Here is a 15,383-nt window from a genome sequence, read left to right as displayed (position 1 = left end):
CGCACAAGCAGTCCATCAGCCGTTCCGGCGAGGTCAAGCACACGAGCACCCGGCGTGGGCGCGCGCAGCAGGTCGAACGCGTCTTCGACCTCCAGGTGCGGGTGCCGGGCAAGCCCGCGATGACCTTCGCCGGCGATGTGCGCGCGGTGGAGTGGCGTGAGGTCACGGCCGAAGTCGCACCGGAGACGGACGCCGTGCCGCCGCGCCGCCTCTACGGGCCCGAGGCGCTGGAGTCCGGCCGGGCCCTCGCGGGAGCGTCGCTGGAGGTGTCGCAGGTCGCGTCCCAGGTCCTCGGCCTGATCGAGAACTCCATTCGCACCGTTCCCGGCCACAAGCGGTGGTACCTCAGCAGCGACCGGTTCCTGTCCCAGTTCGACGACCCCTCCGCGGGCAGGACGATCGGCCGCAAGCTCCAGGAGGCGCTGGGCCGCAGGGACGCCCTGCGGCGCCTGCTCACCGACCGCGAGCTCGGTCTGCTCGCGGACCGGGCGCTGTCCGCGGACGGTCTGCGCATCCCGGTGCAGCCCAAGCACGGCTGGGGCCACGACTACCACGTGTCGTTCACGCTCAAGGCGTCGATGTCGGACCTGCGCGACACCGGGGAGGTGCGCACCGCCGCCGACCCCGCCGTGGTCACCACCTCCGACACGCAGGCGACCCAGCACACCAAGTCCCGCACCAAGTCGACCGGCATCGGCGCGGCGGGCCGCGTCACCGCCACGATCACCGAACGCGCCGTCGTCGTCGTTGCGTCGCTCTACAGCGCCTTCGCCTGGACCAGGTCCGGGCTCTCCGGCGTCACCGCGAAGCGGGGCGAGGAACGGCGCGAGGGCGGCGCGCTCGACGACACCGGTGCCGTCGTCGCCGAGCCGAAGCACCGCTTCACCGCCACGGTCGACTGGACGCTCAGCGGCCAGACCTACAAGCGCCACAACGCGATGGTGCGCGGCCTGAGCATCGGCCGGCCCGGCCTGCACGTGCCGCGGACGGAGCCGGTCACCCTGGTCGACCCGGAATCGGGCGCCACCTCGGAGGAGACGACGTTCCGCGTCGAAGCCGACGTGTGGGTTCCCGAGGCGCACGTGTCGCGCATGCGGCCCGACCCGGTCGTCGTGGAGCGCACCGCCGGACGCCAGGACCAGCCGCACGTCCGGTTGCGACCGGAACCGGACGCCCCGGTGTCCGCCGACCCGTTGCGCCGCGGTCTCTCCCGTGACCTCGACGGCATCAGGGTGCTGAGCTTCGAGGGGTTGGCGCACGTGCGCGCCGCCGTGAAGGACGCCCTCACCCGCGCTTCGGGAGACCCTGCCTTCTCGTTCGCCGAGTCGGACAACAGCGTGCTGGTCGACACCGTGCTGTCGCCCGACTCGGTCATGGCCGACCAGCGCGTCTTCAGCCGCACCACCGGTGTCCGCGGACTGCAGTGGGCGCGGCGCCGGGTCAAGCGGTTCGCGGCGGCCGAGGTCTCCTTCCAGCCCCGCGACGTCGAGGTGCTGGGCGAGGGCTGGCGGCAGGCGGTGACGTCCGCCGCGGTCGAGACGGGTGTCGGTGCCGGCAAGGAGTTCACCGCGGCGGTGACCGCCGCGGCCGACCTGACGGCGTTCGCCTTCTACAAGGACGTCACGACCGACGGCAAGGAGGGCGCGACCGTCAAACCCGGTGCGCTGCTGGTGATCGAGGGCGACCCGATGGTGCTGGAGAAGTCCAGCACCGAGGACGTCGCCACGGACGTCGCGACCGGCACCTCCACCGCGCGGCAGCCCGAGCGCCTGCACCTCGTGCGGTTCGGTGTGCGGACCACGGTCGTCGCGGAGGTGCGGTCGCGCCGCTGGCGCAACGCCTGGGGCGTGCTGCGGCCCGCGGCACCGGCGACGGCCAACGAGCAGTTCGACCTCCCGCGTGCCGTCACGGCCTGGGTGACCACCGCGCAGCTGGACGCCATCCGCACGAAGCAGGCCGAAGAGGACGCCCGCGTCCGCGACCTGGCCACGAGGAGCGATCCCGCCACGTCCGCGCTCGCGGCGCTCGCGGTGACCACGCTGGCCGGCACGGCACCGGCCGCTCCCTCCGCCGTCGCCGACGCGTTCGCGGACGACCCGGCCGCCGCAGTGGACGACGAGACCGGGGAGACGGCAGGGGACCGGGTCGTCGCACCTCCCGCGTTCCTGCGTCCCGGCGAACCGCTGTCGGTGGGCCTGGGCGTGGTGGACGGCGTGGTGGACCTGCGGTCCGTGCTGCCCGAGCTGCGCCGCGACCTCGAACGCTCGCTCGGCCCCAAGCGCGCCCGCCGCCTCATCCCGCTCTCACCGTTGAGCACGGGCCACGACAACTACGCGGCCATCAGCTCGTGGCTCTCCGACGCGCAGACCACGCTGGAGGACTCCGCGCGCGGCGGCGTTCCCCAGCCGTTGCGCCTGGAGGACCGGACCACCGGTGAGACCTACGACGTCGTCATGACCAACGAGCTGCTGGACCGGCCGGTGTTCGCCGGCCTCGAACACGGCGGCGTCAAGCAGACCAGGGGCACGACGACGCTCGGTTCCCGGGTCCGCACCTTCACCAGGACGTTGCTGCGGCTGGAGCCGGTGGTGCTGCCCGCACTCCAGGCCGGCGGCCCGGCGCCGGACGAGAACGTCTCGCGCAGCAACCCGTACGCGATGATGGGCGGCGGCGTCATCGGCGACGTCCTGCTGGGACGCAAGAAGAAGACGACCAAGAAGACGCACAAGGTCGTGCGTGAGAGCAGCGCCGAGACGTCCGGCACGTTCGCCAGGTTCCACGTTCCCGTCGAGTTCACCGTCGCGATCGAACGGCACGGCCGGCGGGTGGCGGAGGCCGGTGCCGCGCACGACGTCTCGATCCTGCACCTGCCGGAGGACACGGTCCCCGCACGCCCCGCCGCGGTCGTGGCCCCCGTCGTGCAGCCGGAGGAGGAAGCGGAACCGGACGCGCTCACGCGCTGGCGCGGCGACACCGGCCTGGGCCGCGGCTGGGCCGGGCACCTCAGGTTCGACGTCGGTGACCTGGTCGCCGCGGCCGAGCTCGCCCACCGCGAGGGAACGGGACTCCGCGAGGTCCCCGCGGACGTCCGCAGCGCCCTGCGCACCACCCTCACCGGGCCGCGCTTCAAGGCGTTGCTCCCGTTGCACGCCACCACCGGGACGCCCCTGGAGATCCCGCTCGGCGGCGGCCGGTCACTCGAACTGCACGCGCGCAGGACCGGCACCCCGACGCTGACCGGCGTCTCGGCGCGCACCACCGTCTCGACGCAGGGCAACAGCTCCGGCACCGAGACCGTGGCGGAGGAGTCGGCCGCCGAGTTCGGCATGGCCGCCGGCCCCCTGCTCGGTCCGGGCGGCACACAGCCGCCGGGCCACGAGAAGTTCGGCGAGCAGAAGACCCTCGGCGGCGGCGCGGCGTTCGCGGTGCCGCTGCGGGTGGTGGGCGGCACCGGCTCCGAAGGCGAGGCCGAGGCCGAGCACCACCACGACGGCGAGTCCGTTCCCGCGTCGAGCTCTACGGGCCTGGCGGGGCTGTGGCTCAACGACATCGAGGTGCGGTTCGTCGCCAGGACCCAGGGCCGCACGGGGCACCGCGACCGCGTCGCCGTGGTGGACTTCGGGGTCCGCGACGCGGTCGTGCTCGTCGACGACGACCACCAGGACCGCATCCCCGCCGAGCTCGCCGACACCGCCCGCACCCTCGCGGCGGCCGACGCGACGCTCGTGGCCGCAGCGTCCGCCCTCGCGGGAGCCCTCGACGCCGCTCAACGCGACGTCGAGGGTTCGGCGGAAGCGTTGGCGCGGGCGGAGAACGCCCACGCCGACGCGCTCGACGCCTGGTGGGACGCCCTGCACGCGCACGAGGCTCAGGTCGGCACGCTCACCGAACCCGCTGACGAGCACCTGTTGCCGCCGCTCGACCTCGGCCCCCGCGACACACCGGCCGAGCTGCGGGACCTCCTCGACGACACGATGGAGACGCCCGTTGCCGTGGACGAGTCCGGTGCACGGGTGCCCGCACCGCGTCCCAGCCCGAACCCCACCGCGGAGATCCGCCTGTCCCCGGCAGCGCCCCGGCTGACCCCCGCCGACCGGGTCCGCGTCGGCCGGGTCCTCGGACGGGCGGGCGAGCTCTCCGCCACCGGTCTGGAGATCGTCGCCCACGGCGACCTCACCGGTCCGGCACCGGCCGCCGCGGTGTCGGCGGTGATGGCGGAGATCACGCGCTCCGCCCGGCGTGGTGCGGGATCGGCGCCGCGCCCGCCCGTCCAGGTGGAGATGAGGCACGTCGCCGAGGCCGGGGACGTCCGGGTCGAGCTGCGGGCCGTGCTCCCTGCGGACGACGCACCGCCCGTCCGTGATGATGTGCCGCCGAGCCCGGAGGAGATGCGGCCGGCTCCCGTGGAGTTGCCGCCGTTGTCGGTGGAGTTGCCGCCGGTGTCGGAGGAGGTGCCGTCCGTTTCGGACGACGTGTCGTCGCTGTCGTCGGAGGACGTGCTGCCGGTACCGGACGACGTGTCGTCGTTGTCGTCGACGGATCTGTCGCCGGTGTCGGGTGATGTGTCGTCGTTGTCGGACGACGCAACACCGGTGTCGGGTGATGTGTCGCCGTTGTCGGACGACGCAACACCGGTGTCAGGTGATGTGTCGCCGATGTCGGACGACGCCCCACCGGTTCCGGTTGAGGTGCCGCCGGTTTCGGAGGACGTGCCGCCAGTTCCGGACGACGCGCCGCCCGTCTCGCACGAGGACGGCTCCACTCCGCCACCCCGGCCGCTCGACGCACCCGCCGATGACGCCGCACCCGCCGCACCCGCTGCGGACACCGACCCGGCCGGCGACACTCCCTCCACTGTGGACCCGGAGCCGAAGCCGGAGGTCGACTCGACGGCCACCGTCCGCGACGGTGTGTCCACGCGTGCCGACTCAGCGGTTCCGCCGGAGGAGGCGGTCGTCGAGGTCTCGGGCGAACCGATCGGGACGGAGTCGGACACCCCGTCCTTCGCTGGCCTTGACGACCTGGACGCTGCCCGCAGCGGTTCACCGCGGACCGTTCCGGCTGGGCCTGAGCAGCGGCCGGAGTGGACGGATCCGCGGCAGCCGGCTCCGGTGTGGTGGCAGAAGATGCCCGCCCACGCGTTGAGCGCGTTCCACGACCAGGCACGCAGGATCGTGGAACGCCACTCGGTGCCGCCCATGTCCCTGGGAGAGCCCAGTGCGCAGCAGGTGGAGCAGCGGAACAAGCACGAGCTCGCCGTGGAGGTGGTTGCCCACCACCTCTACACCACGGACCAGGGGGTGTCGGCGGTTCCGGCCCTGAGCCCGGACGATTTGGTGCGCACACTGGCGAAGGACCTGGGACTTACGAGCCCGCGCGGGCCCCGCGGTGGAGCGCCCGGCGATCAGGACCTCCCGGTACGACCCGGTGCCTCCTCGTCGAACGAACAGGACTCCGCTCCCAGGAGGCTCAGCGACGAGGAAGTCGAAAACCTGATCCGGCTGCGACGCGCCGCGCATCCTCATGAAGGGAAGGGGCAAACCATCGACGCTGTGCGCCTGCAGGGTGCCAGGCGCAGCCGCGCGCGGTTCACGGAGCTCTACAACAAGACCACGGTTGACATCCCCAGGCCGGAACGGACCTGGGAGGACCCGCAGATCGAGGAGCTGATCCGGAAGCACCTCCCCGGTCATAGCACCATCGAAGGGGTTCGTGATGCACTTCGCGCGGAGGGCGTCCACGTCGGGAACAAGCGGTTCCTGAACCTGTACCACAAGGTCACGGACACCGATGCCCGGCCTTATCAGGTCGGGGAAGACGAGGAAAAGATCGAGTTCATGCGGAGGCAGATCCTCCTGGGCAAGAACATGAAGGACACCATCAACGCGGCGCGCGACACGGGCATGACCGGCGGGAGGAAGAAGTGGCGGGACCTCTTCCACCTGGCCGAGGGAAGAGCTGTCCAGGACTTCAGGAGAGCGCGGCAAGAGTCGGGAACGGCCGGGGAGCAGGGTGCCGGGTCGAAGCGCCCGGCGGCTTCCGTCGAAGGTGCGGTGACCTCACAGCACAAGCGGAGCAAACCATCGGTCGCCGGCGCGGTGGCGAACGAGCTGGTGGGCCTGTCCCTGGAGGAGAACAGCCCCGCTGCCACTGCCGCCGCACTGGGGTTGCGCGTCGTCGATGTCGCACCCGACGGCGACCACTTCTACGCTGCCGTGCTCGCGTCCGTGCCTGAGTCGGTGTGGTCGGACCGGCTCGACGAGCTCGGCGTGGAAGCGTCCGTGGCGGGGTTGCGCCAGGCCACGGCGGACGCCTACCGCCGCGTGAAGCTGCCCGAGCTGGGCGGACGGAGCCTGGAGGGCATGAGGCTCCCGGCGGATGCGGTCGAGGACGGTCTGCGCACTTCAGGACAGTGGGACGGCGAGAGCGTTGCCGTCGCTGCGCAGTTGGTGCCCGGGGTGTTGAAGATCAACCTCAAGACGATCACCCACGACGGCCGGCTGTCGACCAACGGCGTCGCCATCGACGACAGCCTCGACACGTATTACGTGGTCCACGACGGTGTCAAGCACTACCAGGCAACCGCATCGGACGTCCCCGCCCAGGAGAGGCCGGACGACGAGCGGGACCTCGAACTCATCCGTGAACGCATCGCCATTCGTCCCGATGACGACGACGGTGCGATTCTCGCGATGGTTCGCGCATGGGGCGCCACCGGGTCCGACGACCGGCTGCGCGAGCTGATCGGCGAGGTCCGGGAAGAACGCTTGCAGCGTCTGATGGGCGTTGTCAGGCAAGGGACGACCGGGTCGAAGCGCCCGGCGTCTGATGCCGGTGTGCAGTCTCCGCAGCACAAGCGGACGAGGTCATCGGTCGCCGGGCCGGATACCGGGCACCGCCGGGCGACCGCCGGGCTCGATGCCGACCAGGACGACTCGGCCCGCGCACAGGTCAGCGACGCGGACCGGCTACGTGCGAACGAGTTCGCCGACCGGGAGCTGCCGGTGCGGTCCGGCCCCGCCTCGTCGCTCACGGAACCAGCGCCGGTGCTGCCGGGCGCCGAGGACAGCTCGCACGGCAAGAATCCGCCGTCGCAGGGAACGCTGTCCCGTCCCCACAGGGGGTTGAGCGACGAGCAGGTCATCGCTGCGGCTCGGGAGCACCTCGCTGAGAATCCTGATGCCGGCATCATGCTGCTTGTCGAGGCTGTACGTCAGCGGGGCGCCACCGGCGGCGATGAGCTGCTGCGGCACCTGGTTCACAAGGCGAGGGGAACCGAGCCCCAGTCTTCTGGTGGCTCGAGTGAAGAGGAAATCGAAAGTTTGATTCGGGAGCATCTTGCCGAGAATCCCGATGCCGGCGTCGTGGAGGTCAGGGACGCCATTCGTCTGCGAGGCGCCATCGGCGGCGACGGGAAGTTGCGGAATCTGATTCATCTGGTCAGGGGGACCCAGGCCCGGCCCTATGGTCAGTTGAGCGAAGATCAAATCAGTGAATTGATCCGGAAACATCTTGACAAAAATCCTGGCGAGCGCGTCAAAGGCATCATCGAGGCTGTTCGAAGGCAGGGCGCCACTGGCGCCGACGAGTATTTGTCATCGTTGGTTCACGAAGCCAGGGGAACCCAGGCCGAGGCCCGTAACAAGTCGAATGACAGTCAGGCCATCGAGTTGATCCGCGAGTATTTCGCCGAGACGCCTGATGCGGGTGTCTGGACGACTGTCAAGGCTGTTCGTTCGCGGGGCGCCAGTGGCGGCGACAAGCGGTTGGGGGACCTGGTTCGCCAGGTCGTTGATGAGCGGAACACCGGTTTGATCCGTGAGCACATCGCCGACCATCCCCGCGACAACGCCAAGGCGATCGTCGAGGCTGTCACAGCGCGGGGCGCCGTCGGCACCGAGGACAGGTTGCGGCTCCTGGTCAGCCAGGTCACGGGACTCCAGGACGGGTCGGAGGAGGAGCAGGTCAAGGACTTGATCCGTGAGCACATCGCCGACCATCCCCGCGACAACGTCAGGGCGATCGCCAAGGCTGTTCGTCAGCGTGGCGGCACCGGCGGCACCAACAAGATGATGAAGCTGATCAAAGCTGTTCGGGACGAGCGGACCACGCCGAGGGCGACCGGGGAGCACGGCATCGCGGCGGGTGCAGTGGAAGGGGGACTGGGAGCTCCGTCATCGGAGGAGCACGGCCCTTCCGCGCAGTCCGCTGCGGCCGCTGCTCGGCTGGGGCTGCGAGTCGTCGACGTCGAACGCGACGGGGACTGCTTCTACGAAGCGGTGCTCAGGTCCGTGCCCCAGTACGTGTGGTCGGACCGGCTCACGCAACTCGGCAGGCAAGCGACGGTGCTGGGTTTGCGTCAGGCCACGGCGGACGCCTACCGCGGCCTGAGGAGGCTGGAGCTGGGTTGGCAGAGCCCGGACGACCTGGGCCTGCCGGCGGACGCGATCGAGATCGGGCTGCGCACTCGGGGACACTGGGCAAGCGAAAGCGGTGACTTCGCTCCGCAGTTGGTGCCCGGAGTGCTGAAGATCAACCTCAAGACGATCACGAACGACGGCGGGCTGTCGACGAACGGCGTCGACATCGACCCCGGCCTCCGCACCTATTACGTCGTTCACGACGGCATCAACCACTACCGGGCGACCGCCCCGCTCGACGCCGCCCAGGACGCCTTGATCCACGCACCGGTCGGCGAACCGGGGCCGTCGCGCGCGGAACCCCTTGCGACAGCGGGTACCGAGGACCGCTCGCACGACGAGACCCAGCCGGCACCGGCAACCCGGGCACCCGCTCAGGAGAAGTCGGCTGACGAGCGGGACGTGGACCTGATCCGCGAGCACGTTGCCCGGCATCCCGACGACGGCGACGCTGCTGTTGTCACCACGGTTCGCGGATGGGGCGCCACCGGTTCCGACGACCACCTGCACAGGCTGGTCGGCGAGGTCAGGAACGAACGGTTGCAGCGTCTGACGCACTTCGCCAGGCACGGGTCGGATGAGCCGGGAACGGTCGAGGAGCAGCGCGCCGCTGAGCGTGTGATCCACCAGCACCTCGTCGAGAACCCCCTCGACGACACCGAGTCGACTGCTCGGGCTGTTCGTGAGCAGGGTGTCCTCCTCGGAAGCACGTGGTTGACGAGGCTGATCGACGACACCAGGCTGTCCATCGCAGTCGACGGGCTCGGGCTGCGGATCGTCGACGTCGCGGCCGGCCGGGACTCCTTCTACGAAGCCGTGCTCAGGTCCGTGCCCAGGGGCGTGTGGTCCGCTGAGCTCGACCGGTTCGGGCAGGAAGGACCTGTGGCGGCGTTGCGTCAGGCCACGGCCGATGCCTACCGGCGCCAGAGGTCGCACGAGCCCGGCGAGCAACGCCCGGATGAGCTGGAGGCGGACAGGGTCGAGGAGGGTCTGCGCACTTCGGAGCATCAGAACGCGCACAGCGGCTACTGGGCTCCGCAGTTGGTGGCCGACGTGCTGGGCGTCAACCTCAAGACGATCCGCAAGAGCGGCTGGGTGTCGACCCATGTCGGTTTCGATGACGAACTTCCCACCTATTACGTCGTCCATCGCGATGACGACAGGTACCAGGCGACCGAGCACAAGGACCTGCCGACCGCCGTGCGTGAACGCGTGATCGCTTTCGTGCCGCCTGACCGCGGCTGGAACACGCTGCTCGATGCCCTGGAGCACGTCCAAACCCACGAGTACCCCGCTCTCGACCTGACGAGGAACGCCGGCGGTGTCCCGGCCGACCCCGCCACCCAGGAACTGGTCGGCCGGTGGGTGGTGGCCATGTTGGGGAGTCGGCGTGCGTTCACACTCGCGGAGGTAGCGGAACTTTCCGGCGGCCTGGTCACCGCGGACGTGGCCGAGCGCATCCACCGTGCTTCCGGCGGCACCGCGCCTGTGACACCCGCCGTGCCTGTGACGTCCGCCGTGCCTGCCCCATCCGCTGCACCGGTGGCTGCGGAACCGCCGAGTGACGACCAGATCAAGGCTTGGATCAAGGAGTATCGCGACGGTGATCCCGGCAGCGGTGTCCACGCCGTCGCGGATGCCGTTGCCCGACGTGGTGGTGTGCCCAACGGCAACCACCTGCGCGCTCTGATCTACGAGGTCATGGCGAGTTCGGTCCGGCGCCGACAGTTCCGTGACGACCAGATCAAGGACTTCATCCGCAGGCATCTCGACGAGTACCCCCAAGACACCAACACGATGATCAAGCTTGCTGCTCGTGCGCACGGTGTCGCCGTTCAGGCATCGCGGCTTTCGGATCTGACCTGGGAGGTCAGGCGGTCTGCCGTTGCCGCTGCGCTCGGGCTGCGCATCGTCCGCGTCGCGTCCGGCAACGACGCCTTCTTCGAAGCCGTTCTCGCGTCCGTGCCCGAGGACGTGTGGTGGACCCGGTTCTGGCAAGTCCGCCGGGAAGCGTCCGTGCGGGGTTTGCGTCACGCCACGGCGGATGCCTACCGCCGCCTGAGGTCGAGCGAGCTGGACGAGCAGCACCCGGATGCGCTGGAGGTGGATCAGCTCGAGATCGACCTGCGCACTCCAGGGCGCTGGGACGCGCGCATCGACGACCTGGCTCCACTGTTGATGGTCGACGTGCTGAACATCAACCTCAAGACCATCCGCAGAGAAGGCAAGCTGTCGACCAGCGACGCCTTCTCCGACGACCGGGACACCCACTACATCGTTCACGACAGTGGCGTCAGCTACCAGGCGACAGTCCCGGATCCCTCGGCCCAGGCGCCGATCGGCGGACCGGGACCGCTCGTGACCGCTGCGGAATCATCCGCCGGTGTCCGGGGCAGCTCGCACGACGAGAACCGGCCGGTGTCGGGAACCCAGGCTCCCGCTCAGGAGAACTCGGATGACGCGCGGGACGGGGAACTGGTCCGCAGGCATCTCGCCGAGCATCCCGGAGACGACTTCGCGGCGATCTTCAAGGCCGTTGGTCCGCACGCCACCGGTTCCGAAGGGAAGTTGCGACTCCTGCTCTTCCAGCTCACCGGTGAGCAGGATGGCAGTGCGTGGAGTCCGAGCCAGATCAAGGACGTGCTCAAGGACTACCACGAGGCCCACCCCAAGGTCAGCGTCACGAACGCCGTGGACGCTGTCCTCGCTCAGGGTGTCGCAGCTTCCCACGCCCGAGTGGCCGCCCTGCTCCGCGACGTCATGGGAACCCCGGTCCGGCATCGCAACAAGTTCACTCGAACCCACGTCCTGGGTTTGATCCGCAAGCACCTCGAGCAGCATCCCGGTGCCGACCAGGTCTCGACTGCCGCAGCTGTTCGCAAGCAAGGCGTCTCCCTCGACAACGAGGAGCTGCTCCGCCTGCTCCGCCTGGTCCAGCAGTCCATCGCCGCCGCTGAGCTCGGGCTGGACGTCGTCGAGGTCACCACCGGCCCGCACGCCTTCTACGAAGCGGTGCTCAGGTCCGTACCCGAGGACGTGTGGTCGCGCCGGCTCGGGCAACTCGGCAGGGAAGCGACGGCGCTGGGTTTGCGCCAGGCCACGGCGGACGCCTACCGGAACATGCCGTTGCCCCACCTGGAGTCACGAAGCCTGAACGAGCTGGGGCTCCCGGCGGACGAGGTGGAGCAAGGCGTGCGCAACCCGGGGCCTCGGGACGTGCGGAACAGCCATTGGGTCTCGACGTTGATGCCCGCGGTGCTGGGCGTCAACGTCAAGACGATGACCCTCAAACGTGGCCGGCTGGCGGCCGAGGACGTCCTGATCAACGACGAGCTCCCGACCTTCTACGTCGTTCGCGACGGTAGCGGCCACTACCGAGCCACCATCCGGCTCGAAGCCGCCCCGCGGAACGACGAGGCGACGGGCAGCGGGAGCCGGTCGGCGCCGGACGCCCCGGCACCCGCTCAGGAGAACGCGGGAAGCCGGGATCACGGCGTGCGGACCGACGACCAGATCAAGGATCTGATCAAGGAGTACTACGGCGGCCATCCCGGTAGCGCGGTCCGGGAAATCGTGAACGCTGTCAGCGGTCAGGTTTCCGAGGTCGACCCCGATCGGCTGCGTGCCCTGGTCTACGAGGTCGTCGCAGCGTCGGTACCCGTCAAGAACCTCGATGATGAGCGGATCGGGGAGTTGATCCGCGTGCACCTCGCCGAGTACCCCGACGACACCGACAAGGTGATCGTCCTGGCTCTTCGCGTGTCGGGTGTGGACACCAGGAAAGCGCGGTTGGCGGATCTGATCCACAGGGTCCAGCAGTCCGTCGCCGCCGCTGGGTTCGGGTTGGGCGTTGTCGAGGTCGCTCCCGGCCCGGACTCCTTCTACGAAGCCGTGCTCAGGTCCGTGCCCGAGGACGTGTGGTCGCGCCGGCTCACGCAACTCGGCAGGGAAGCGACGGCGCTGGGTCTGCGCCACGCCATGGCGGACGCCTACCGCCGCATCTGGCTCCCGGCGGGCGAGGTGGAGGAAGGACTGCTCGTCCTGGAGCGTTCGCCCGTTCCGGGTCACGACCTGGTCCCGCGGTTGATCGCCGAAGTGCTGGGCGTCGACGTCAAGACGATCCGCAAGAACGGCCGGTTGGCGACCACCCTCGCCCTCGGTCGCATCCTCCCCACCTATTACGTCGTTCACGTCCGTGCCGATCACTACCGCGCGACCGCCCCGCTCGACGTCGTCCAGGGTGGCTCGGTCCACGCACCGGACCTGCCGCGTGTGACCGTGATCGACGATGGGACCTCCGCCGTTCACACTCCGCCGGAACCGTCCGGCCCCGCCCCATCGCACGCGGAACCACCCCCTGCGGTGGAGAGCGGCTCGCACGACGGGAACCGGCCGGCGCCGGAAACCCAGCCCTCACGTCAGCAAGCCCCGCGTCAGCAAGCCCCCGGTGAAGCCCGGGTCGAGAACGCCGAGCAGTCCGTCGCCGCCGCGGGGCTCGGGCTGCGCATCGTCGACGTCACAACCGGTCCGGACTCCTTCTACGAAGCCGTGCTCAGGTCCGTGCCCGGGGCCGTGCTGTCGGATCGGCTCGGGCGCCTCGGCCAGGAACCGTCCGTGACGGGTCTGCGCAACGCCACGGCGGACACCTACCGCCGCATGAAGCTGCCCGAGCGGGGCGGGCGGAGCCGGGACGAGCTCGGGCTCCCGGCGGATGAGGTCGAGACCGGTCTGCGCACGCCGGGACGTTCGAACAGGCAGAGCGCCTTCTTGGCTCCGCAGCTGGTGATGGAGGTGCTGGGCCGCAACCTCAGGGCGATCCGCGAGGACGGCCGGCTGTCGACCCACAGCGCTTTTGGCGAAGACGTCCCCACCCATTACGTCGTTTTCGACGGTGACGACAACTATCGAGCGACCGAGCTCGTGGAGATGCCGGCCGCGGTGCGTGAACAGCTGATCGGGTTCGTGCCGCCCGCGTACGGGTTGGGCACGTTGCTCGATGCGCTGAAGGACGTCAAAGCCAAGGTGTTCCCCGCCCTGGGGTTGGAGAAGGACCCCAGCGGTGTCCTGACCGATCCCGCCACCCGTGAGCTGGTGGACCGGTGGGCGTCGACCATGCTGAAGCACCGGTCCGGGTTCACGCCCGCGCAGATCGCGGAACTGTCCGGCGGCCTGATCGTTGTGCGGCAGGACGAACGCGTGCACGACGTCCCTGACGACACCCCGGCCGATGTCACGGCCGGCCCTGTGGAGTCCGCTGTGCCGATGGGCACGGACATGCCGGCCGTGGTGCGTGAGCGGGTGATCGCTTTCGTGCCGCCCGCGTACGGGTTGGGGACGTTGCTCGACGCGCTGAAGGACGTCAAAGCCAACGCGCACCCCGCCCTGGACCTGACGAGGGACTCCAGCGGCATCCCCACCGACCCCACCACCAGGGAACTGGTCGGCCAATGGGCGTCGACCATGCTGAAGCACCGGTCCGGGTTCACGCCCGCGCAGGTCGCGGAACTCTCCGGCGGCCTGGTCACCGAAGCACTGGCCGAGCACGTCCACACCCTCTCGCACGAGACCCCGTCCGAGGTCGCACCCACCGCACCCGCAGCACCCGCCGCACCGGTGCGTGCTGATCTGCCGGACGAGGTGCGCGACCGGATCGTCACCCTGGTGCCGCCCGCACACGGCCTGGCCACGCTGCTGGAGGCGTTGGAGCACGTCCAAGCCAACGTGCACCCCGCCCTGGACCTGACGAGGAACTCCGGTGGTGCCCCGGTCGACCCCGTCACCCGCGGGGTGGTGGGGCAGTGGGTGCTGGCCATGCTGGAGCACCCGTCCGGGTTCACGCCCGCGCGGGTCGCGGAGCTGTCCGGTGGTCTGATCGCCGCGCACGAGGTCGCGCACCTCTACAACATCTCCCACGACGCCCAGCCTGAGGTCGAGGGAGGGAGCTGGATGGACCAGGGACGGCGAGAACAGACCTTCGCGGCCGAAAAGGACGCGGAGTTGCAGGACGTGTACGCCTCACGCGCGATCACCCACGGCCTGCAGCCGATCATGGGAATGGACGACCAGTTCTACTGGCGCTCCCTGAACAACCCGCTCTTCGAGGTCGCGGAGCTGTTCGCCGGGCCCGATGGCAACATCCATCCCGACATCCGCGCTCGTGCCGACGAGATCACCGTCCGCGTCGTCGAGGGCAAGCGGGGCAAGGGCGAGATCGAGGGCATCGCCAACGACTCCCGCGACTCCCGCCTGCCCCGTATGAGACCACAGCAGCTCCGCGCGATGTGGAAGGAGCTCGAGTACAACCTGACCGAACGCGTGCGCCACGTCGTGGCCACTGCGGTCAACCCGACGCCGGACACCGTCACCATCGCGCCCCTGCGGCCCCAGCACGCGAACAGCTCCGTCTACGTCAGCCGTGTGGCGCCCCGCCACGTCGGGCCTCGGGAGAAGGTTCTCGTCGGTCAGTACCAGCTCCTGCTCGCCAACACGCCGGGCAGCGTCCAGGCTGAACAGCAGCCGTTGCTCACCCGCGGACGATTCGTGGACCTCTACCTCGGCGGCATGTTCGACAACACCCTGGACGCTCAAGGACAACTGGAGCAGGAAGACCGGTGGAGGGAACAGCACCCGGCCTACCCGTCCTACCTGATGGAGGGTGGAACACGCGACAACCCCCGCCTCATCAGCGCTGAAGGAGCCAGCAACTCGACCGCTTTCGCGAACTCCGTCCTCACCCCCGACGGGAAGATCGACCGCAAGCGCGTCAACGCCGTGTTCGTCAGCGTCGAAGTCTCGATCCCGGACAAGAACGACCCCACGGGCGTCATCAAAGTCGGAGGCAGCGCCATGCTCCTGCTCGACAACGTCATCAACGCCGAGGAGAACCCCTTCGGCATCGTGCTGGTCGACTACAGCGAGGGCTACAAGTTCCCGAAGATCAAGGAAGAACCGCAGGACCAGTGA

The 15,383-nt window shown here is 69.7% G+C and carries 1 protein-coding gene (cut by a window edge); it reads left to right on the top strand.

The features are described from left to right. Positions 1–15,383, top strand: partial view of a hypothetical protein gene (locus tag ACVDFE_RS31370; protein ID WP_458433029.1) — the 3' portion only. 2,668 nt of this gene lie to the left of the window's left edge; 15,383 of the gene's 18,051 nt are visible here — the last part of the coding sequence; the start codon falls outside the window, past its left edge; it ends in the stop codon at positions 15,381–15,383.

Source organism: Lentzea chajnantorensis, from assembly GCF_054300775.1.
Note: the sequence above shows the minus strand (reverse complement) of the source record. Positions and strands in the feature narration are given on the sequence as shown.